This is a genomic window from Nostoc sp. PA-18-2419 (assembly GCF_005869855.1).
GTDB lineage: Bacteria > Cyanobacteriota > Cyanobacteriia > Cyanobacteriales > Nostocaceae > Nostoc.
In genome coordinates this window covers 13,692-35,913 of the sequence record NZ_SZNH01000013.1, presented here as the reverse complement: position 1 = coordinate 35,913, position 22,222 = coordinate 13,692, and the positions used below count along the sequence as shown (strand labels likewise).

The window sequence follows — 22,222 nt, the reverse complement described above, 5'->3', positions numbered from 1 at the left end:
GCAAAGCTGCTTAGAAGATGCGGAAAGGTTCTGATTTTTCAGTGAAATGGATTGGTAATATGGTCTCCACATTTTTTGGAGGATTGGGAACTATATAGTGGGTAATTACTGTTTCAGCCTTTACTTGCTCTCCAGCATTAATACCTTCTTGAACAGCTCTTTTTACTTCAGCAACTTGTCCCCGAACGGCAACTACAAAGCGACCACTCTCGGCTAGACCATAGTACACCAGCGTGACCGCAGCAGATTTCACCATTGCATCTGCTGCGGCTAAGACACTAGGAAAACCTAAAGTTTCAATTACGCCAACCGCCATTGGCATGGCATTAGCTCCTGAGTCAAGAATAAGTGATATTTATTGTACGAGGCTTTAGTCCCAATTTTGACATTTTAAAAAACTTTCTTTAATTGAGTGGGCAGTTAGGAGCTAGGAGTTAGAATATTTTGCTAGCAGCTGGATTATGTTTTACATATCACAAGTAATCCTTGAGAATATTTAGTTGTGTAATTTGTGATTTAACAAAAAATCAGTGATGCGTGGAAGTGAGCTAGTACGATAAACTGAAGTTTATGTTTCCGAATTTTCTTCCTACAGCAGTTGGGCAATTGACAGAACCAGCTTCGATCGCCTTAGCTCGGAGTATTCAAACAACTGCGATCACTACTCCTTTAACTAATCAACCAATTACCACAACCTATACCCAGCAAGGAAGTGGTGGAACTCCTATTTTATTAATTCACGGCTTTGATAGTTCTGTATTAGAATTTCGTCGGCTTTTACCACTGCTTGCTGAAAATAATCAAACGTGGGCGGTGGATTTGTTGGGTTTTGGGTTTACAGATAGACTCTCAGGAATTGCTTATAGTCCGACAGCAATTAAAACTCATCTTTATTATTTTTGGAAAAGCCTGATTAACCAACCTGTAATTTTGGTGGGGGCTTCAATGGGTGGTGCGACGGCAATTGATTTGGCGCTGACTTACCCAGAAGTCGTCAAAAAGCTAGTATTAATTGATAGTGCGGGGTTAGCGGGTGGTTCACCGTTAAGTAAATTAATGTTTCCCCCATTGGATTATTTAGCAACTCAGTTTTTGAGTAATATGAAGGTGCGCGATCGCGTTTCCCGGATTGGATATAAAAATCAAAGTCTTGCCTCTTTGGATGCTCTATATTGTGGCGCATTACACCTACAAATGCCGAGTTGGCATCAAGCTTTAATTGCTTTCACTAAGAGTGGTGGTTATAGTGCTTTTAAATTGAAAACTCTATCACAAATAGTGCAACAGACACTCATTTTATGGGGCGATTCAGATAAAATTTTAGGTACTAAAGATGCCATAAGATTTAAAACAGCAATTCCCAAAAGTACCCTCGTTTGGATTCAAGATTGCGGACATTTGCCTCACTTAGAACAACCACAAATCACTGCCGAGCATATTTTAAAGTTTTCTGCTGAGTGACATTAAATCTGTAGGTCAGCACAACTATGCTAACCTACTCAATCTCTGGACAAACGGTCAAAGCTTTTAATTGAAATTGTGACAATTGAGATATTTTATGTTCTTCTCTTAGCGGATTTTACCATATTTTTGAGTTTGCAAATAATTGTACCTAACAGTGTTAATCATACAGCCAAGTATTCTCTGCAAAATCATCATTTGTTACTGTTTGTTGTTCTGCTAACTTCTCAGATGAACGATGTGATTTTTTATAAGTAAGTGGATTGTAGCTTTCCTTAACTGGTCTTATAGCACTAGTTGGTTTAGCCGTAATTTGAGAAGTAGTTTTTGCTGATTGTTTTAAGACATTAATTTCTTCTATAAGTTGAGAATTGGCTTCTGCAAGTTGTAATGCTGTTTTTTTAGCATCATTAAGTTCTTTGGTTAGCTGTTCTGCTAAAGTTTTTTGTTCAGAAGCTAATGTTTTTTGTCGAGATAAGTTTAATTTCAAATCAGCAATTTCCTGTTCTAAGACAGCTTCTTTTTTATGACTTTTTTCTAAATCACTTGTCAACTCTTTGATAGTCACCTCTAAATCAGCTTTAGTGGGATTTGCGCGCCTAGTAGTAGTTGGTTCAGGTGTTTGTGGCGAGGATTCTTCATCAGTTGAAGCTTGTTCTTGGGCAATTTCTTGTACGGGAATTTCAATCGCAGAGTCATCTTCTGGTGATGTAATTTTTTGCGCCTCTTGTTGTAGTAAATCCGATAGACTTTGTTTCTTAGCCATTATTTTCTCCAATCACGCTGTAGTTCGTCAGCTGCGCGGCGATAGTCTAACTCCGCCTCCCGTGCGTTTCCTCCTCGCCATTGAGTAATTGCTACACCTTCAAGCGCAGCTCGCTCGTGAGCTTTATAGGTACGGATGAGGGTATCAAAAGCAGGAATACCTAACTGAGTCAGAGTTTTTTTTGCTTCTAGCGCTTCCCCGATGCTGCGCGTATCGACTTTAGTGAGCAATACCCGATGGGGGGTTCCCAAAGGGATAACGGCTTCCTTGACTGTTTCCACGAGGACAGCTAAATCCATTGCAGACGGGGGTGTAGGCAAAACTAGGTAATCTGCGATCGCAACTACTGCCACTAATGCTTCAGAGCGCAGTGCGGGAGGCGTATCCACCACTACTAAATCGTAACCTTTTATCTTTGTTAAATCACCTAAAAGTGTTGGATCGGTTTCTTGAGATAAATCAAATCCCATTCCCTGCTGACTCCGCCCAAACCACCAGCTAGCAGAACCTTGAATATCTGCATCAATCAGCAACACCTTTTTTTTCTTGGCAAAATTTGCAGCCAGATTGATTGCGGTAGTCGTTTTACCGACTCCTCCTTTACCGTTGAGAATAGCGATGATTTTTGGCACTGCTTTAGGTAGAAAAAGGGAGTGGGAAAAGTGGGGTCCCCTCTGGGGATAAGGGGTAATGGGGAGATGAGGGGGAAAACGCCTCGTTGGCGCAGCCTCTCATAGACAATAAACCTAACAGCACTTAGCACTCCTAAGTCAACAGTCAACAGTTAACAGTCAACACCCAGTAATGCCCTATGCCCCAATGATGAATATACCGCTTTGTGTGTCCCTCAATCACATAAAAACTAGTAACAATAAAATTTAGAAGCTATCAATTCCACAAATTTCTATGACAACAAATTACAACCTACCTGACGGGCCTCTATTACCGCGCTGGCTGCGGATGGTCAAGTTTATTAGTCAGCCAATAAAATATGTGGATGATTTTGCCAAAATCTATGGTGACACTTTCACAATCAAGAGTAATCGCTCAGATAATGCTCTTGTCTACTTTAGTAAACCGGAAGCACTTGAGCAAATTTTTACAGCTGATTCGAGTTATTTCGAGGTTGGTAGAGGAAACACTGGGCTGGGATTTTTACTTGGCGATCGCTCTTTTATGTTAACCGATGGCGACCGCCATCAACGGCAACGGCAATTATTAGCTCCTCCTTTTCATGGCGAAAGAATGCGGGCTTACGGCGAGGATATCCGTAAAATAACACGACAGGTGAGTCATGATTGGCAAATTGACAAGCCTTTTAAGATCCGTGAGTCGATGCAAGAAATAACTTTGTGTGTTATCCTGCGGGTTGTGTTTGGTTTGGAAGCAGGAGAGCGGTTTGAGGAATTAAGGCGATCGCTAAGTGATTTATTAGACTTCATGACTTCGCCTTTAATGTCTAGTGCCTTCTTTTTCCGGTTCATGCAAAAAGATTTTGGTACTTGGAGTCCCTGGGGTTGGATTCTCCAACAACGACAAAAAATTGACCGACTGATTTATGCTTTGATTCGAGAACGTCGGGCTGAATCTGATAAAAATCGCCAAGATATCCTGAGTTTGATGATGGCTGCTCGTTATGACGATGGTCAAGGAATGTCAGATGAAGAATTACACGACGAGTTAATGACACTGCTAGTGGCAGGACATGAAACTACTGCTTCGGCGTTGACATGGGCATTTTACTGGATTGATTCTTTACCTGAAGTGCGTGAAAAATTGCTACGAGAACTTGAGACTTTTAGTGTTAACTCAGATTTAAGTATCATTGCTAAATTGCCTTACTTGACAGCAGTTTGCCAAGAAACATTGCGAATCTACCCAATTGCGATGAATGCTTTCTTGCGGATTGTGAAAACCCCAATTGAAATTATGGGCTATAAATTGCCCCAGGGCACGGTAATTCTTCCCAGTATTTATTTAGCACATCATCGCCAAGAAGTTTACCCACAACCCAAACAATTCAAACCAGAACGATTTTTAGGTAGACAATATTCACCATACGAATATTTACCATTTGGTGGCGGTAATCGTCGCTGTATTGGCATGGCATTTGCTCAGTATGAAATGAAAATTGTCTTGGCAACTGTTATGTCAGAATTTCAATTATCCCTAGTGAACAAACGTCCCGTGCGTCCTGTGCGCCGTGGGTTAACTATTGCCGCACCGGCTGGAATGCGGATGATTGCAACGCCTCAAGTTAAGCGTGCGAATACCCCAGCGTTGGTTTAACTGATATCTTGCACCATTGTTAACAATCGCCTCAGAATCAATTCTGAGGCAAAGAATTACTTTCTTGCTGAGAAGCGAGTTGTTGATAATGTTCTTTGTCGCGGTATTTAATTATTCTCATCGGTTGATTGCCAACAATTGCTAAAGGTTCAACATTAGCAGTGACAACGGTACCAGCTGCTACAATTGCTCCATCTCCAATAGAAACTCCTGGAATAATTAGGACATTTCCGCCAATCCAAACATTGCGACCGATGACAACAGGTTTATGAATATAAACATTGTGTTCGTAGGGCAAATCATTACTTTGATAGTCGTGATTTGCAGACAAAATCACAACGTTAAATCCAAGTGTTGTGTTATCACCAATAGTGATGCCGCCACGTCCATCTAATATGACATCTTGTCCAATGTAGACTTTATTTCCTAAAGATACATTTTGCGGGTGTTGAATTCTCAAGTCTCGCTTGAATCGTAGACCTAAGCCACAAAATTTTAACTTACTTTTCAGTTGTTGATGTTTATATCGCCTGATTTTGGTTTCTACGTATTCTCCCCACTCAACTAGATGAGGTACTAACCGTTGTTCAAATAGTCGCTCTAATTTATTTATAATTTTCTGTTTGATTTGTTTCATAAAACCTCACGGCAGTTTAGCAAAGCTTGAGTGTTTAACGTAACGGCGATTTTTCTGGCTATCATGCCTATTTTCTGGCACTGAGGTTTTAGCTAAGTTCCCAGAATGCAGTCTCAGCGATGCAATTGTAGAACAACAAATGACAAAGCAGCACCTTGATTTAAGCAGTGTATAGAAATCATCAAAAAACACTTGCCACAAGAACATCGATTTGTCGCACAAAGCCTCAAAAACCTAGCAGAACCTACAGTGAACAAGACAGATACAGCGAAGCCAAATCTCTTTACATCCATGCTTTAAACATTTGTCAGCGACAGTTAGGAGTGGGTCATCCAAATACTGTAACTGTGCGTAAAAATTTAGCAAATCTGCGCGTAGGCGTTCGCGCGGCGTCTCGTAGAGAAGCCCGCCGTAGGCATCACTTCACCTCAGAACAGTAAAATTCAAGTTCCCAACCTCATCAATCAAGCTTTTATCTGCAAGTTTCGCATTTAAAACGAGAACATTCTTGTTTGAAGTGAAAATGTTCTTGTTCCAAATGAGAACGTTTCTATTTAAAGTAAGAATATTCTTATTTCAAACGAAAATATTCTTGTTTTAAGATTTAAGGCGATCGCTTGGCTTAAAATTGTAAAATTATGTGTTAATTAAACCACATAATCCCTAAACGCACACAAACGAGTAAAATCTTTTCTCTGTGTTTCTTTGCGCTTACCTTTGCGTCCCTTTGCGTTAAAAAACAATCTCCTCACTCATTCTCTGTTCCAACAATTCCAACAACCCATCTACATCCTTACCAGCTTCCTCAAAACAAATCGGCGGCGCAGGTTCCGGTCCAAACTGAATTAACTTAATTTCCCCCTTGCCAATCCCAATCATTACAACTTCCACTTCCGGCTTATGATTTTCCACAATTCCTAAAATTTCTTGCAGCCGATTTTCAACTTTATCATTTAACTTTTCTATTTGTTCTTTCGGACAATAAACAAAATGGGGTGTTGGCTGCAAATCAATGCCAACAGTACCCTGGCTGTCACTATTTGCTAACCATAACCCCCAAAACAACGCCGCCAATTCTTTTTGATTTGCTTTGACAAACTTATCTAACTGGCGACGCCACTTGTTATCTCCTGTTTCCGGCTGGGTACTACCAAACATCATAATTAATTCGTAATTAAGGGCAAAGAATGGGTGATATTTATTTCAACCCACTTTGTACGCGCCAGAGACTAGAATAAATTCTATCTTTCTCCAACAATTCCTCATGGGTTCCTGATTCTACTAATTTCCCATGTTCCATGACATAAATGCAATCGGCATTGCGGATAGTGGAAAGACGATGAGCGATCGCAATTGTAGTTCTATCGACTGTAATTCGTTCGAGCGATCGCTGGATTGCGGCTTCTGTTTCATTATCCACGGCTGAGGTCGCTTCGTCTAAAATCAAGATGGGGGGATTCTTTAAGACTGCACGGGCGATCGCAATCCGTTGTCTTTGTCCACCAGATAACTTTTGTCCTCTTTCCCCCACAATCGTCTCATAACCTTCGGGCAAGTTAATAATAAATTCGTGCGCTTCCGCTATCTTCGCTGCCGTGATAATTTCTTGCTCTGTGGCATCAAAGCTACCATAAGCAATATTCTCCGCTACAGTGCCGTGAAATAGAAAAACATCTTGACTCACCAAACCAATGCAGCGGCGTAAATCTCGCAAATTCAAACTTTGCAAATCAATACCATCCACAGTAATACTTCCCGTTTGCACTTCGTACAACCGTAATAAAAGTTTGACTAAAGTGCTTTTACCAGAACCGGTGGAACCGACAATTGCAATAGTTTTCCCGGCTGGAATCTTCAAAGACAGATTTTTAATCACTGGAAATCTATCTTTATAAGCAAAATAAACATTATTAAATTGTACTTCTCCACGCACTTCTTCCACAGGTAACGCCATATTTCCTGTATGAATAGCAATGGGAGTATCTAACAAATTCATAATTCGATTAGTAGAAGCCATTGCCCGTTGATATTGGTCAAATGTTTCGCCTAATCTGGTTAAGGGCCACAGCAAACGTTGAATTAAAAACACCAATACACTATAAGTGCCGACAGACATTTTTCCCGAAACTGCTGCCATCCCGCCATATAAAAGTAATGCGGTGAACCCCACTAAAATCAGCATCCGAATTAACGGTACAAAAGCCGCAGAAAGGGCAATTGCTTTGGCATTACTGCGACGATAAGCTTCACTATCTACTTCTAAACGATACGCTTCATAAACTTCAGCAGTAAAACTTTTAATAGTAGTAATGCCGCTAATATTATTTACTAAACGCGAGTTGATAAAACCTACCTTTTCCCGCACATCGGCGTAGCGCGGTGCAAGTAATCGTTGATAAGCAAACGAACCCCAAAGAATAAATGGCATCGGCGACAGAGCCATCCAGGCTACACTAGGAGCCAAAATAAAAAAAGCACCGCCAATAATTAAAACTGTTGTGGCAACTTGGATAATATCATTTGCTCCGACATCCAAAAATCGCTCTAATTGGTTAATATCATCACTGAGGACAGACATTAAACCGCCAGTGCTGCGTTCTTCAAAGTAAGCTAATTCTAATTCTTGTAAATGTTTATATGCATCTAAACGCAAGTCATGCTGAATCTTCTGTGCCAAATTACGCCAAAGTCGAGCGTAGGCATACTCAAAAACCGATTCTAGTACCCAAATGATTACAGTCAGGAAAGAAATAATCAAAAATTGTCCAAAGACATCGCGTACCCCTAACTGTGCAATTATGGAATCCTGTTGTTTGACTACAACATCCACTGCAACACCAATTAAACCTGGTGGCGCCAAATCGAAAAACTTATTGAGGATAGAATAAGTAGTCGCTAGCCAAACTTGTTTACGGTACCGATGTCCATAGTCAAACAAGCGCTGGAGAGGATGCGTAGAATGTTTACGCCTTCTTGATGCCCGATGAGATTTTAATACAGTAGCCACGGCTTTTTGCAGTTGCGTGCAACTGATATTAACACGGAATCAAGTTTTCAATCCCCACCCGAAGATTGGGGAATGCGGAGATGGGGAGATAATTTTTCATTCCCAATTCTTGTACAGACGTGATTTATCGCGTCTTTCACTCATAAGGAGAGAGGAAATTGAAAAGTCAGCAATTTGGCAATTTGCAAACCACAGTTTTGGGTATTGTGTTAGCAATATTAGTGATTATTGGACTAAATTCCTTTATCATTATCAACCCAGGACAAGCAGGAGTGATTAGCATTTTGGGTAAAGCGAGAGATGGCGCTTTATTGGAAGGCATTCACCTCAAACCACCTTTTATTTCTGTAATAGATGTGTATGATTTGACAGTGCAAAAATTTGAAGTACCAGCGGAAAGTTCTACTAAAGATTTGCAAAATTTATCTGCAAGATTTGCGATTAACTTTCGCCTCGATCCCATACAGGTAGTTGAGGTGAGAAGAAAACAAGGAAGCTTAGAAAATATTGTCTCGAAAATTATTGCCCCTCAAACACAAGAAGCATTTAAAATTGCAGCAGCTAGAAGAACAGTAGAAGAAGCAATTACTAAAAGAAGTGAATTGAAAGAAGACTTTGATAATGCATTGGGCGATCGCTTAGATAAATATGGGATAATTGTCTTAGATACTAGCGTAGTTGACTTGACATTTTCACCAGAATTCGCTAGAGCAGTTGAAGAAAAACAAATTGCCGAACAACGCGCCCAAAGAGCAGTTTATGTAGCGCGAGAAGCCGAACAAGAAGCACAAGCAGAAGTTAATCGTGCCAAAGGTAAAGCAGAAGCCCAAAGACTCTTAGCAGAGACACTCAAAGCCCAAGGAGGGCAATTAGTTCTGCAAAAAGAAGCAATTGAAGCTTGGAAAACTGGTGGCTCTCAAATGCCAAAAGTCCTCGTCATGGGTAGTGACTCGAAAAGCGGCGTACCCTTCATGTTCAACCTGGGGAATGTAGAAAATCAACCGTAAAAGTGACTGGGGAGTGGGTGAACTTTCAATTATCAATTACCAATTACTAATTTAATCCCATATACCCAATCCCCAAGAAAAAATCTCAAATGGTATGGGGCTAGCCCTAACTGAAATACTAAAAAATAATCAACAATATAATAAACGAAATTTATGTCAACTCCTGATCGTCTCTCTCTTGAAGAAGCAAAAAAAGTTCTGAATAAATTCAACTGTCTAGACATAGCACCCGTCCTCAAGCCATCAGAAAAAGCTGTAATTCGAGATGCCTTAATTTTGCTCGCTAGCCTTGCTGACTATGAAATTTTAGGAATTTGTGCTGATACAGCAGAAGAAGGAATATTAGCCATGAAAACTTATTCTTTAGCCTTTGGTTATCAACCGCCAAGCAATTTACCGACACCAGAAGGGCCAGTTTATATCAAATTAAACGGTAAAAATGGCTTATGTTATCTCGATTCCTATCCCGGACATCATCGTGGCGTATTAGTCTCTTGCCAATCTTTCAATGAAGACGGAATTAACGAAATGTATGGACATCTACCTTTGGATCTATTCGTCTAAAATTCATTAACCGTCGATTTAGCCATACACCTTACTTATCCCCTCCTTCTCTTCGTTTGCATTTCTGCGCCTTTGCATGAGAAAAAATCTATATATTATTGAATCCTATGAGTATCATTACCCTGCAATCAGTCCAAAAAGACTTTGGCATCAAAGAAATTTTAAAAGATGCCAGTTTTAGCCTCGATACTAGCGATAAAGTTGGTTTAATTGGTACTAACGGTTCAGGCAAATCAACCCTACTAAAAATCATCGCTGATTTAGAACCCATTGATAGCGGTCAAATTTTAATTAACTCTGGTTCTAAAATTATCTACTTACCCCAACAGCCAGACTTAGATGAAAATCGCACAGTTTTAGAGCAAGTTTTTGCCGACAGTGGCGAACACATGACTTTAGTGCAGGAGTATGAAGAACTCTCCGATAAATTGGCTCACTATCCAGATGATAATCAATTGATGTCCCGCCTTTCTGCGGTGATGCAACGGATGGATACAAGTAACGCTTGGGAACTAGAAACCAACGCCAAAATCATCCTCACCAAGTTAGGAATTTCTAACTTTGACGCCAAAATCGGCACTTTATCTGGAGGTTATCGCAAACGCATTGCCTTAGCAACAGCATTGTTAGCAGAACCAGATGTTTTACTCATGGATGAGCCAACAAACCACCTCGATGCTCTTTCTGTAGAATGGTTACAAAGTTATTTAAATCGCTATCGCGGCGCACTTTTTCTGATTACTCACGATCGCTATTTTTTAGATCGCGTCACTAATCGGATTATCGAAATAGACCGAGGTGACATTTACACTTACACAGGTAACTATTCATACTACCTGGAAAAGAAAGCTTTAGCGGAAGAATCTGCAATTAGCACTCAACGCAAACATCAAGGCATATTGCGGCGCGAGTTGGAATGGCTCAAAAAAGGCCCGAAAGCCAGAAGTACCAAACAAAAAGCGAGAATTGACCGCGCTCACGCTCTGCGAGATACTGAGTTTAAACAAGTTCAGGGTAAAGTTGATATTTCGACAGTTGKTCGTCGCATTGGGAAAAAAGTTATTGCATTAGATCACATTTCTAAAGCATACAATGGACGCACCCTAATTAAAGATTTTACCTACGAATTTAGTCCAGAAGACCGCATCGGTATCATCGGCGCTAACGGTGCAGGAAAATCCACTTTAATGGATATCATTACTGGTCAAATTCAGCCTGATTCTGGCAATGCAGAAATTGGTACTACAATTCACATCGGTTATTTTGACCAGCATTCTGAAGAATTGCTCACAGCATTAAATGAAAATCAGCGCGTGATTGACTACATCAAAGAAGAAGGAGAATTCATCAAAATTACCGATGGTACTCAAATTACTGCTTCCCAAATGTTGGAGCGATTTCTATTTCCTGGTAATCAACAATATGCCCCAATTCATAAACTTTCTGGTGGCGAAAAACGCCGTTTATTTCTGTTACGGGTGCTGATGAGTGCGCCCAATGTTTTGATTTTAGACGAACCGACAAATGATTTAGATGTCCAAACATTGGCAGTACTAGAAGATTATTTAGAAGATTTTGTCGGGTGTGTAATTGTAGTTTCTCACGATCGCTATTTTCTTGACCGCACCATCGACACAATTTTTTCCTTTGAAGAGGGCGGGAACCTGCGACAATATCCAGGCAATTACTCTGTTTATCTGGACTACAAAAAAGCCGAAGAAGCAGCACAGCAACAAACTGCTAATACAAAAGAGAAGCCGAAAAATGTCGAAGTTCAAAATGGCGCATCTTCACCCAAAAATGCCGAAAATCAAAAGCGGCGGAGATTATCGAATTGGGAGAAGCGAGAATTTGAGCAGTTGGAAGGTAAAATAGCCCAGTTAGAAGCCGATAAGGCAGAAACCGAGAAAAAACTGGCGAATGTGCCTCCAGGGAATTATAGCCAAGTGCAGAAACTATATGAAGATGTGGAATCTTTGAAGCAGGCGATCGATGTAGCGACTGAAAGGTGGTTAGAATTGGCGGAGATGGAATCTTGATGCCTGAATATGGTGCGTTAAGCTAAAGCGATAAACATAGCTTGAAATATTATCGCTAACTTATTTAAGAACTTCTAAAGTGTGATTGAGCTATCAAAGAATCGCACTTTGGAATTTCCTTAGTTGCTCAGGCTAATTTATAGATAAAAACTCCTAAATTTACGTAATTATCAACCTTACTCTTGATTTATTTACAGTAGACCTCTTGCATAAATATTTTTTTCTCACGCAGAGGCACAGAGACGCAGAGAAGAGAACGCAAAGAAGGACTTTTGCAAGAGGTCTGGTAAACTGAGCTTAATCTGAAATTCTTGTTTTCAACATTACCAAATTCCCACTATGGCAAATAGATCAGACATCAAACTCACAATTACCTTCATTGGTCAAGACTTAGATGCAGAGGAAAAAGACGAAGAAGCCAAAAAACTATTGACTCAAATGAAAGAACTCGATGAGGTAGAAGAAGTTAATCGAGTAGCTGAAATTGAAATATCAGAGGGAAGCAAGTCAATCACAGGTTATGTTGTCGGTCAAGTAATTGCTTTTGTGAAATCAGAAAGTATCAAGCAAGTTTGGAGCTTTCTCCTGATCGCTTAGGTAACAAACCCATTGAAATAGAATTAGAAGTAACTAAAGACAGTAAAAAAGTCAAAGTCAAAGCTAGCAGTCGCAAAGAATTAGAAGCAGCAGTTAATGCTATAGAAGAAATTTCAAAGGTGTAGATAGGTACATGGCAAAGGTAGCATTACTGATTGGAATTAGTAACTACGAACCTGGGTTAAATGCTTTACTTTCGGCTGTGCAAGATGTAAAAGCAATGCAGAGAGTCTTACAGCATTCAGAAATGGGCGATTTTGCGGCTGCTGATATTACACTACTGGAAAATCCCCCACGCCAGTTAATGGAAGAAGCAATTGAAACCTTGTTCTCTGGTCGTGAAAAGGATGACCTAGTGCTGTTGTATTTTTCAGGACACGGTATCACAGATGAGTCTGGCAGATTATATTTAGCAACTAGCCAAACTCGTAAGAACAATAAGGGTAAACTCATTCAAACTACCGCTACTGCTGCCAGCCTCATACATGGGATGATGGAAAATAGCCGTTCTCGGCGACAGGTAATTATTCTTGACTGTTGCTTTAGCGGTGCTTTTGCTGAAGGAATGAAGGCGAAAGACGATAACAAAGTAGACATCAAAAATCAACTGGGAGGAGAAGGACGGGTGGTACTAACTTCTTCTACGTCTACTCAACGTTCATTTGAACAACAAGGGGCAGACTTATCAGTTTACACCCGCTACCTTGTCGAAGGGATTGAGAAAGGTGCGGCTGACACTGATAATGATGGCATGATTTCTGTAGATGAATTGCATGAATATGCTCGTAAAAAAGTGCAGGAAGCAGCCCCAGCCATGAAGCCAGAAATTTATGCTGTTAGGGAAGGCTTTAAAATTAAGCTAGCGAAAGCTCGTGTAGGCGATCGTCAATTAGAGTACCGTAAAGAAGTAGAGCGATGGGCTGGAAACGGTAATATTTCATCTGTGAGTCGCCGCATTCTCAAGCGTCGGCAAAATGAATTGAGTTTGTCAATTGAGATAGTAACCCAAATAGAAAACGAAGTTTTAGAACCTTATCGCAAGTATCAAGAAAATCTCAAAGAATACGAAGAAGCTCTGTTTGAGGCTCTGGCTGAGACAATACACGATGAATGGACTTTAAGTCACCATATACGGAAAGAATTAAAGCACTTACAGCAACTTTTGCAACTCACAGATGAGGATATTGTGGTCATTGAGGCGCGAGTTATCCCACTCAGCAAGCGAGTGAGTGAGCAAGAAGAGGGAAAAGATTTTAACACTGAGGGTGCAAAAAATATTACCTCGAAATCGCCTACAAAGGAAGATGACCTCAGTTCAGAGAAAAACATAGACTATGTTAAGCTGCGCGACTTGCTAGCAGCAGGGAACTGGAAAGACGCTGATTCTGAAACCTATGTGATAATGCTTCAAGTAGTAGGGTGTCAGAAAAATGACTGGATTAGGGATGAAGAACTATTAAACTTTCCCTGTACTGACCTCAGGACAATTGACCGCCTATGGGTAAAATATAGCAATGGACACTTTGGCTTAAGCGTTCAAAAGGAAATTTACTTAAGCGTTGGTGGTAAGCTAGACGGGAAGTATTACGAAGAAGCCTGGAATAAATTTGGCGAGCGCGTTGGATGGAAAGTAGAAAAAAGTTGGATAAGTTACACTAGCGTCACTTATAATATCTCAGCCACAAGAGGACACCTCCCGATTACTGCGACATCAGTCCGTTTTGCTAAATCCTCAATCACAATATTTGGTGTGGGGTTATTTGAACATCTCTTCTCTCGCATTGAGACTTGTAAAGTGTAACATTTAAAGCTACCAATCCGGATGTGGTACTCATTATCAAAACTCTTTAACTTGACAATTCCATCGGGACGCGGTTCCAAAGCAAGATTTTAGATTTTCTCAATCACACGCTCAATAATATCATTGGGTAAGTTATTAATCTGTTTTTGCACCAACTTTGAAATAACGACTGTATAACTCATTATCTCTGATACGATCGTTTAGCAAGATATTCATCAATAGTTATAGATTCACCATCTCTATACTCAGCGCGAATTGCTCGAATTTCTGGCTATGTTTGTGCATCCTCTGTGTACAATGCTTTTTCATCTGCAAAAATTTGTTGCTCAATTAGCTTTTGAAGTTGACGTTTTTCTGTTAAATCAAGGGAAGTTATTGCTTCTGCTAAAACTTCTAAGGAGAGTTGTAGTTTAACAATGGCTGGCATTTATTCTCCTGTTGGGTGTATTTTTTTCGCTTTGACACCATCATGCCATTGGGCATTGGGCACGAGGTACTCGTTATTAATTCTTGCTCAGTGGCTCATCTAGTCCTTTTACCTAGCGCAGCAATTGAATTTGCCTGACTTGCAAACTGCKATCGCTATTCCCTAACCTATATTTTTATCTCAAAAAGCTTGTGAAAATCAGAATCATTTTTAGCCAACTTTCTGAGCCGCAATAATCTATAAGAGAACACAGCTTTTTTCATCAATTTATCAGTTACTTTTCGCACGATTGAACGATTTTGGTATTCAATATTTTCGTGGATATCGAAGTAAATTTGTTTTTCTTCTAAATTAGATTGTCCTTTTTTGATTCTTACTCGCTCTATATTGTCTTTAAAAAATGGAAATTTATCTTCGCGGTCATATCGAATTGTCATTCCCACTTTAGCGGCAGCTAATCCCATCGCATAACCTTCACCATGATAGATTCCTCGCATCTCAAACAAGTAAGAAATAGTTTGCCAAAGCTGAAAAAAGTTTGTATCCAATCCTGCTTGTCTGCCCATAGCAAACATGAATTCATGCAACCACTGCACTTGTTGAATATCGATATTTAGTTTTTCAGCTACTTCTTCTATAACTTGAATTTCTTTAGGATTTTTGATTTGTACCATGTGTTGCCGTAAATCACAACCTGTTCTAGCTGTGATTCCGGGAAGCCAATTCATTTCTCCGACTACACCACCAAGAATTCGGACATCAGAATCTAAAAACATGCAACTCTCAAATAGTGAAAGAGCCTTTTCCAGGACGAAGCGTTTATCATGATACCCTTTGACACTTTGAAGGCTGTGCTTGAATGCCAGAACGTGAGGAAATTCCTGAAAATACTCTGGCTTATCAGTCAGAACGCATAGAGCTGTAGCGTGTGTGTGTTGCTGAATATCTTTAGCTAGCATTTGTGCGTGAGTACGATATCTATCACCCACAGCCAAGGTACAAAAGCAGAATTTGTCAGATGTGTTCATATTAGGATGTCAGTACTTTATTATCATCCTTTTCCTATGTTACAGGTCAAAATTTAGTTTCAAAATTTGGTGAAGCTTTAATTTTGAGTTAATTGCTGTCAACACTTAAGTAGTCAGTATCATCAGCACCTAGTTGTGTTTTACTACGCCATAATCCAAGCGGCTACTGTCAAGTCTGTAGTGGCTGCTGCCAAATCTGTAGCGGCTACTGCCAAATCTGTAGTGGCTACTAACAAATCTGTAGCGGCTACTAACAAATCTGTAGCGGCTACTGCCAAGTCTGTAGCGGCTGCTGCCAAGTCTGTAGCGGCTTGTGGCGAGTCTGTAGTGGCTACTGCCAAGTCTGTAGCGGCTATTGGCAAATCTGTAGCGGCTTCCCTTATAGCTATTCTCTAAAATACCGAAATCTTACTGGTATAACCGGAAAATTTGATGATAAAAAATTGCGATTTTTGCTGAACCGGAATCTAGTTTAATTGAGGCAAGCTAGCGTTAGAAGTATCTTAAAGGAGCAAATTTATGTCTCGTAAAAAGCGCACATCCCGCGTTCTAGAAAAAGCTGAGTTAAGATCTGCTGGAATGAAATTAATTCTTCCCAGCATTAAATTTGATGAAGATTATAACCTAGAAAAACTGATTGAGTCAATCGATGATTTACGTAATGAACTTAATATTCATAATAACGCTTTGGCTGTAGTTGATTCTTCACTAACTAAAGTTGAACAAATGGAAAAAAATTTAAATCAGCTTTCTGAAAAAATGCTAATGTTAGTTGCTATCAAGTATGGCAAAGATAGCGCTGAATATGAAATGGCAGGTGGTATTCGGGATAGCGATCGCATCCGCAAAATGAGATCCAGCCGCTTGAAAAATGCTGCACAACAAGCATTAGAGAAGAATGGTAAAACTGCATAGTCGGGTCTGTCATCCCTAAGGCTAACACAGCGTTTTCACCATCTATTGTGGTGCGTTATAGTATTAGCCTAACGCATCCAACTGGGTTGGCGATCGCAAATCAAAATTAGTGCGCGAATTTCAGTAAAATATAGATAGATAATATATATTTACCGTAGGGTAGCATAGCTGTGCTACCCTACCAACGTATTTATATCCAAGTAATAATCTAAAATCTAAAATCGACTTATGCCACCGAATAACCAAGCTGCCGTCGAATTCCGCGATGTCACCTTTAGCCGCAATCATCGCCCTTTGGTGTCAAATCTCAATTTTACGATTCATCAAGGAGAAGCACTAGTTTTACTTGGACGCAGTGGTAGCGGCAAAACTACAACAATGAAGTTAATTAATCGCCTATTTACACCGACACAAGGCGAAGTTTTATTTGATGGAATTCCTACAACTAAATGGGATGAAATTAAACTGCGGCGAAAAATTGGTTATGTGATTCAAGAAACTGGTTTATTTCCCCATTTTACTGTGGAAAAGAACGTCGGTTTAGTTCCTTCTTTAGAAGGTTGGCAACCGAAACAAATTAAAACGCGGGTTTATGAATTGTTGCAATTAGTAGGTTTAGAACCCGCCCAATTCGCAGGGCGTTACCCGCACGAACTTTCAGGAGGACAAAGGCAAAGAGTCGGTGTAGCTAGGGCTTTAGCAGCAGATCCACCAGTGTTGTTGATGGATGAGCCTTTTGGCGCACTCGATCCGATTACGCGGCTAGAAATTCAACAAGAGTTTCGACATTTGCAACAAGAATTAGGCAAAACAATTGTTTTTGTCACCCACGATATTCAAGAAGCCTTTATTTTGGCATCCAGAATTGGTTTAATGTATGGTGGGGAATTGGTAGTATTGAGGACAACAGATGAATTTCTCAAGTCCCAACATCCAGAAAGTCTTGCTTTTTTGGCATGTTTGCCTTCTTTAAATTGTTGAAAGCCGCTATTGATATTTTTACAACTCAAATAGGATTGCTATGGACTATTTTTAATTTTGAATTCTGAATTTAAAATTCTGTATTCTGACTCTTGTTTATGAAAGATTTCTTCCTCATTAAGTATGCTCCTGAAATTCTTGAGCATACTCTAGAACACTTTTTCTTAGTCGGTATTGCCATTGGAATTGCCATACTTGTAGGCATTCCATTAGGTATTTTAATTACACGTAAAAATTATCTTCGTCAACCAATTCTTGGTATAGCAAATATTCTCCAAACTATTCCTAGCTTGGCGCTATTTGGCTTACTMATTCCCATTGCCGGAATTGGTGTATTACCAGCAATCGCAGTATTAACTTTATATTCTTTTTTACCAATAATTCGCAACACTTACACAGGTATCACTGGCGTCAATCCAGCAATTCGAGAAGCTGGCAGAGGTATGGGAATGACAGATAGACAATTACTATTACAAGTTGAAATTCCCTTAGCAATGGGAGTGATTCTGGCGGGGGTACGAGTAGCAACTGTAATTGCTGTTGGTATTGCCACTATTGCAGCCGCAATTGGGGCTGGTGGTTTAGGAGTATTTATTTTTCGTGGGATATCACTAGTCAACAGTGAGTTAATTTTAGCTGGGGCAGTTCCGGCAGCGGTAATTGCATTAATGGCTGATTTTGCAATTGGTTGGATAGAGAGTCAATTAAAAATCAAAAGTTAGTCAAAGATGTATATTCTTGAATACACAACTTGATAGTTTTTCCAATCTCCCAAAAGCTTCAACACTGCCCCAGGTGGCAACTAGATTCTTTCTTGTGTAATTACGGTATCAATAATTACCTTACATTTTAGATATTGGAATAGATGCGTACTCTTGCAGAGAAGCAAGCTAGCAAGAGCGTCTCGTAGAGAAGCGGCTTGTCGCCAGACATCGCATTACATGGAGGATAACGATTAAACAACCACAAAATTGTTATTCGTTAGTGACAGCCCAGCAGATAATCCTGCAAATTGTACCTGAGTAAATGCGCCTGCACTACCATCCTGGTCAAAGAACAATGCACCTGTAGTGGAGTTATAAATAAATCGCTGGCTGCTAGTGGTTGCAAATTCTCCAACTGTAAACTGACTTGCCTGAAGTACACCTGCTGATAAACCGCCACCAAAACCAGCAGCTGATACCTGAATTAGTTCATTCGGTTCATTATTGGCACCGAAGTCACGTATCAAATTGAGACCTTTATCGAAACTATTGAAAACAAAGGTGTCATTACCCTTGCCACCGATGAGGATATCATTACCATTGAAAGAATCATAATCATTGCCAACGATGAGGGTATCATCACCATTGCCACCTTCGAGGGTGTTATTACCACCGAAACCAGAGTCTATCAGGGAATCATTACCATCACCACCGTTAAGGGTATTATTAGCTGAGTCATAAGAGACTATCAGAGAATCATTACCAACACCACCGTTGAGTGTATTATTTGAGTCATAAGAAGAGGCTATCAGAGAATCATTACCATCGCCCCCATTTACTATGGTGGCATTTAAACCGCTAATATCGAATGTATCGTCACCAACACCACCGTTGAGTGTAGTATTTGAGCCAGAATAGGCATAGAGAAAATCATTACCATCGCCCCCATCTAATATGTTGGCACTTGAACCGTAAACGTTCAATGTATCGTCACCAACACCACCGTTGAGTGTGGCATTACCTGAGTTATTAATAGAGGCTTTCACAAAATCATTACCATCACCCCCATCTAACAGATTGTTGCCTGTTAAACCCCTAATATCCAATTTATCGTCACCAACACCACCGTTGAGGGTGTTATCACCAGAGATGCTACCATAAACGCGATTTCCGAATTCGTCGTAACTGTAATTCGACCCCCATAAATAATCATCGCCATCGCCTCCATTGAGCAGGTGATTTCCTGTTGAAAGACTAATATCTAAGAAATCTTCACCAGCGCCGCCATCTATTGTATCGTTGCCATTGCCTGAACGAAGCGTATCATTACTATTGCTTCCCAGAAGATAATCATCGTAGTCTGTACCTGTGATATTTAATTGTTCGATATTCTTGTAGCTAAACACTGTTGTGTCCGGTGTCGTCGAAATTACTACAGTGTTAGTAGTCGGATTGAAAGTCGAAGTAATTCCGGTGGTAGCACTGCTATAACTCAAAGACAAGCTGTCGTTACCTGTTCCCCCATCTACTGTTTGAGTCACTAACGTAGATAGAGAGGGGAAATTAAAGGAATCATCGCCATTGCCACCATTGAGGGTGTTATTGCCAGTACCACCATTGAGAGTATCATTGCCATCGCCACCATTGAGGGTGTTATTGCCAGTATCACCATTGAGAGTATCATTGCCATCGCCACCATTAAGAGTATCATTGCCATCACTACCCCTCAAAATGTCATTGCCACTTAAGCCTTCAATAATGTCATCACCCCCTTGACCATTGATGACATCATTTGAATTGTCAAATCCACTAACATTGTTGTCGAGGTCGTTTAGGAAGGTGACTGTGTTTTTTTTAAAGACAGTGCTTTGGGTGGAGTTAGCATCAAAAACATCAAAACTGTCGGTGATGGTAGTTTGCCCATAAAACAAAATATTGCCCAAATCTACAGTCGCTCCGGTGGATAAGCTGAGGTTATCAAGGTTGGATAGGGCAAAGTTTTCTAGGATGAATCTGGTATCACCATACCCTTGAAAGCTGATTTCCAGATTGTTGCCATTTTGGGTAAGAAGCAAATTGTCGGCAGTGAAGCCACTATTGTCCTGGAATATCAGAGTATCGACTTCGGCAATGACTGGTGCTGTGGGGTTTATTCCTTCACCTACTCCAGTAAAATCGGCGATAGTAGTAGTACCATTATTAATCGTCTCGCTGCTCTCATTATTAGTGGTGTTATTGCTTAAGCCTTTGTAAACAAATTTATCCTTACCACCGCCGCCTATGAGGCTATCCTTACCACCACCGCCTGTAAGGCTATCATCGCCATTACCACCGTTGAGGGTGTTATTACCAGTGGCACCAAAAGCTGTTAGAGTATCATTGCCATTGCCCCCAAAAAGGAGGTTTTTGCTAGATGAGCCAGAGTCGAAGTAGAAGTAGTCAGATTGGTAATCATAGCCAGAGATATTTAGAAAATCATCGCCATTACCACCGTTGAGGGTGTTATTACCAGTGGCACCAGAAGCTGTTAGAGTATCATTGCCATCGCCCCCAAAAAGGAGGTTCTTGCCAGATGAGCCAGAGTCGAAGTTGATGCTTTCAGCTAGGTAAATATAGCCAGAGATATCTAGAAAATCATTGCCATCACCACCATTAAGCTGGTTATCACCATTTGAACCACTAGCGCTTAAGGTATCATCACCAGCACCACCGTTGAGGATGTTATCGCCATCTGAGCGAGAGTTAGACGCTGTGAAATCCCCAATTCTTCGACTCCCAGAGATGGAGAGAGAATCATTGCCATCACCTCCATCTAAGAGGTTATTACCTAATGAACCGCTAGCGCTTAAGGTATCATCACCAGCACCACCGTTGAGGGTATTATTGCCTAAAGAGCGATCGTCGTAGTCTGGTGCGTTGTAGGTGTCTTCGTCGCTGCCAGAGATGGAGATAAAATCATTGCCATTACCACCATTAAGCAGATTATTGCTTGAGGGGAAGTCAACATCCAATGTATCGTTACCAGCACCACCGTTAAGAGTATTATTGCCCGCGCCACCCCTCAAAAGGTCATTGCCACTTAAACCTTCAATAATGTCATTACCTCCCTGACCATTGATGACATCATTTGAATTGTCAAATCCACTAACATTGTTGTCGAGGTCGTTTAGGAAGGTGACTGTGTTTTTTTTAAAGACAGTGCTTTGGGTGGAGTTAGCATCAAAAACATCAAAACTGTCGGTGATGGTAGTTTGCCCATAAAACAAAATATTGCCCAAATCTACAGTCGCTCCGGTGGATAAGCTGAGGTTATCAAGGTTGGATAGGGCAAAGTTTTCTAGGATGAATCTGGTATCACCATACCCTTGAAAGCTGATTTCCAGATTGTTGCCATTTTGGGCAAGGAGCAAGTTTTGCACAGTGAAGCCACTATTGTTCTGGAAACTTAGGGTATCCACTTCGGCAATGATTGCTGCTGTTGGGTTTGTTCCTTTACCTACTCCACCGAAATCGGCGATCGTATTAATGTAGTTTGAGTCGCTGTTAAAAAATATATCGTTACCACCGCCACCAGTTAGGGTGTCGTAGTAATCCTCGTAATCTAAAGTGCCCTGTAGGGTGTCGTTACCGCTGGTTCCAATGATAATTGCCATAAGTTTTTCCTGATTTAATCGGTTTTTGGAGTAACTTCAGTTGTCAATAATCCAGTTAGTGCTGTTTTATGGCACACATAATCTGCCAAAAGTTCAAGCTTTCGGCATACCTTATTCAGTCTTTAGATAGACGCGCAAATTGTTCATCAAAGATTTCCTCTTTAATTCACTTGCAAACACTATTTATCTTGGTATCAAGCACTATCTAAGTCTTAAGCACTGTACAAAATTTAGTTGGTTTGTCAATGCATAAGTCTTACCCTGTTCAAAATAGGGAACACTTGAGACAGCATAAAACGGGAAATCTTTATGCATTCGTTGTCGGCATTGCCCTTGAATTTCTATC

At 40.4% G+C, this 22,222-nt stretch carries 22 protein-coding genes; 12 read left to right on the top strand and 10 right to left on the bottom strand.

What is annotated here, in order from left to right:
- Nucleotides 1–10 precede the first annotated feature (10 nt).
- Nucleotides 11–322, bottom strand: coding sequence for a carbon dioxide-concentrating mechanism protein CcmK (locus FCR06_RS15350; RefSeq protein WP_138501122.1), 312 nt, complete (start codon nt 320–322; stop codon nt 11–13).
- 248 nt (nt 323–570) lie between these two features.
- Here FCR06_RS15350 and FCR06_RS15345 point away from each other — a divergent pair, with 248 nt between their 5' ends.
- Nucleotides 571–1,461, top strand: coding sequence for an alpha/beta fold hydrolase (locus FCR06_RS15345; RefSeq protein ID WP_138501120.1), 891 nt, complete (start codon nt 571–573; stop codon nt 1,459–1,461).
- 160 nt (nt 1,462–1,621) lie between these two features.
- Here the strand turns inward: FCR06_RS15345 and FCR06_RS15340 are convergent, their stop codons facing one another.
- Both FCR06_RS15340 and FCR06_RS15335 read right to left on the bottom strand, forming a co-directional pair.
- On the bottom strand, nt 1,622–2,227 hold the full coding sequence (locus tag FCR06_RS15340) for a hypothetical protein (protein WP_138501118.1): 606 nt from the start codon (nt 2,225–2,227) through the stop codon (nt 1,622–1,624).
- Nucleotides 2,227–2,859, bottom strand: a complete 633-nt coding sequence (locus FCR06_RS15335) for a ParA family protein (RefSeq protein WP_138501116.1) — start codon at nt 2,857–2,859, stop codon at nt 2,227–2,229. Before FCR06_RS15335 ends, FCR06_RS15340 begins: the two co-directional genes overlap by 1 nt.
- A gap of 274 nt (nt 2,860–3,133) precedes the next feature.
- Between FCR06_RS15335 and FCR06_RS15330 the strand changes: the two genes are divergently transcribed.
- Complete coding sequence (locus FCR06_RS15330) at nt 3,134–4,516, top strand: cytochrome P450 (RefSeq protein ID WP_138501114.1); 1,383 nt, start codon at nt 3,134–3,136, stop codon at nt 4,514–4,516.
- 37 nt (nt 4,517–4,553) lie between these two features.
- On the opposite strand, the gene FCR06_RS15325 is transcribed toward FCR06_RS15330, so the two are convergent.
- Nucleotides 4,554–5,153 carry an acyltransferase gene (locus FCR06_RS15325; protein ID WP_138501112.1) on the bottom strand — a complete coding sequence of 200 codons (600 nt, stop codon included), beginning with the start codon at nt 5,151–5,153 and terminating at the stop codon, nt 4,554–4,556.
- Between the two features lie 167 nt (nt 5,154–5,320).
- On the opposite strand from FCR06_RS15325, the gene FCR06_RS15320 reads away from it, so the two are divergent.
- A complete protein-coding gene (locus tag FCR06_RS15320; RefSeq protein WP_223280151.1) occupies nt 5,321–5,593 on the top strand; it encodes a tetratricopeptide repeat protein in 273 nt (90 codons plus the stop codon).
- Between the two features lie 292 nt (nt 5,594–5,885).
- Here the strand turns inward: FCR06_RS15320 and FCR06_RS15315 are convergent, their stop codons facing one another.
- Together FCR06_RS15315 and FCR06_RS15310 are read right to left on the bottom strand one after the other, a co-directional pair.
- Complete coding sequence (locus tag FCR06_RS15315) at nt 5,886–6,314, bottom strand: hypothetical protein (RefSeq protein WP_138501110.1); 429 nt, start codon at nt 6,312–6,314, stop codon at nt 5,886–5,888.
- Nucleotides 6,315–6,351: 37 nt separating this feature from the next.
- A complete protein-coding gene (locus tag FCR06_RS15310) occupies nt 6,352–8,160 on the bottom strand; it encodes an ABC transporter ATP-binding protein (protein ID WP_138501108.1) in 1,809 nt (602 codons plus the stop codon).
- Nucleotides 8,161–8,318: 158 nt separating this feature from the next.
- Here FCR06_RS15310 and FCR06_RS15305 point away from each other — a divergent pair, with 158 nt between their 5' ends.
- The 6 genes from FCR06_RS15305 to FCR06_RS34605 all read left to right on the top strand — a co-directional run bounded on the left by FCR06_RS15305 (nt 8,319) and on the right by FCR06_RS34605 (nt 14,168).
- Nucleotides 8,319–9,167 carry a prohibitin family protein gene (locus FCR06_RS15305; protein ID WP_138501106.1) on the top strand — a complete coding sequence of 283 codons (849 nt, stop codon included), beginning with the start codon at nt 8,319–8,321 and terminating at the stop codon, nt 9,165–9,167.
- A gap of 153 nt (nt 9,168–9,320) precedes the next feature.
- A complete protein-coding gene (locus tag FCR06_RS15300) occupies nt 9,321–9,731 on the top strand; it encodes a DUF1824 family protein (protein ID WP_138501104.1) in 411 nt (136 codons plus the stop codon).
- Nucleotides 9,732–9,838: 107 nt separating this feature from the next.
- Nucleotides 9,839–11,770 carry an ABC-F family ATP-binding cassette domain-containing protein gene (locus FCR06_RS15295; RefSeq protein WP_138501102.1) on the top strand — a complete coding sequence of 644 codons (1,932 nt, stop codon included), beginning with the start codon at nt 9,839–9,841 and terminating at the stop codon, nt 11,768–11,770.
- 339 nt (nt 11,771–12,109) lie between these two features.
- The gene (locus FCR06_RS15290; RefSeq protein WP_138501100.1) at nt 12,110–12,367 is read left to right on the top strand and encodes a hypothetical protein; all 258 of its coding nucleotides are present in this window, start codon (nt 12,110–12,112) and stop codon (nt 12,365–12,367) included.
- Entirely contained in the window at nt 12,343–12,492 is a 150-nt protein-coding gene (locus FCR06_RS32655) for a hypothetical protein (RefSeq protein ID WP_189523438.1), read from the top strand. Before FCR06_RS15290 ends, FCR06_RS32655 begins: the two co-directional genes overlap by 25 nt.
- A gap of 8 nt (nt 12,493–12,500) precedes the next feature.
- On the top strand, nt 12,501–14,168 hold the full coding sequence (locus FCR06_RS34605; RefSeq protein ID WP_189523437.1) for a caspase, EACC1-associated type: 1,668 nt from the start codon (nt 12,501–12,503) through the stop codon (nt 14,166–14,168).
- Nucleotides 14,169–14,439: 271 nt separating this feature from the next.
- On the opposite strand, the gene FCR06_RS33560 is transcribed toward FCR06_RS34605, so the two are convergent.
- The 3 genes from FCR06_RS33560 to FCR06_RS15270 all read right to left on the bottom strand — a co-directional run bounded on the left by FCR06_RS33560 (nt 14,440) and on the right by FCR06_RS15270 (nt 15,985).
- Nucleotides 14,440–14,595 (bottom strand): hypothetical protein, encoded by a 156-nt coding sequence (locus FCR06_RS33560; protein WP_223280150.1) that lies wholly within the window; start codon nt 14,593–14,595, stop codon nt 14,440–14,442.
- A gap of 167 nt (nt 14,596–14,762) precedes the next feature.
- On the bottom strand, nt 14,763–15,623 hold the full coding sequence (locus FCR06_RS15275) for a hypothetical protein (RefSeq protein WP_138501098.1): 861 nt from the start codon (nt 15,621–15,623) through the stop codon (nt 14,763–14,765).
- Between the two features lie 143 nt (nt 15,624–15,766).
- Nucleotides 15,767–15,985 (bottom strand): hypothetical protein, encoded by a 219-nt coding sequence (locus tag FCR06_RS15270; protein WP_138501096.1) that lies wholly within the window; start codon nt 15,983–15,985, stop codon nt 15,767–15,769.
- A 157-nt stretch (nt 15,986–16,142) separates the two neighbouring features.
- On the opposite strand from FCR06_RS15270, the gene FCR06_RS15265 reads away from it, so the two are divergent.
- The 3 genes from FCR06_RS15265 to FCR06_RS15255 all read left to right on the top strand — a co-directional run bounded on the left by FCR06_RS15265 (nt 16,143) and on the right by FCR06_RS15255 (nt 18,241).
- Nucleotides 16,143–16,538 (top strand): hypothetical protein, encoded by a 396-nt coding sequence (locus FCR06_RS15265; protein ID WP_138501094.1) that lies wholly within the window; start codon nt 16,143–16,145, stop codon nt 16,536–16,538.
- Nucleotides 16,539–16,766: 228 nt separating this feature from the next.
- Nucleotides 16,767–17,519, top strand: a complete 753-nt coding sequence (locus FCR06_RS15260) for an ATP-binding cassette domain-containing protein (RefSeq protein ID WP_138501092.1) — start codon at nt 16,767–16,769, stop codon at nt 17,517–17,519.
- Between the two features lie 98 nt (nt 17,520–17,617).
- Nucleotides 17,618–18,241 (top strand): ABC transporter permease, encoded by a 624-nt coding sequence (locus FCR06_RS15255; RefSeq protein ID WP_138501090.1) that lies wholly within the window; start codon nt 17,618–17,620, stop codon nt 18,239–18,241.
- Between the two features lie 233 nt (nt 18,242–18,474).
- On the opposite strand, the gene FCR06_RS15250 is transcribed toward FCR06_RS15255, so the two are convergent.
- Nucleotides 18,475–21,876 carry a beta strand repeat-containing protein gene (locus FCR06_RS15250; protein WP_138501088.1) on the bottom strand — a complete coding sequence of 1,134 codons (3,402 nt, stop codon included), beginning with the start codon at nt 21,874–21,876 and terminating at the stop codon, nt 18,475–18,477.
- Nucleotides 21,877–22,222: the final 346 nt, after the last annotated feature.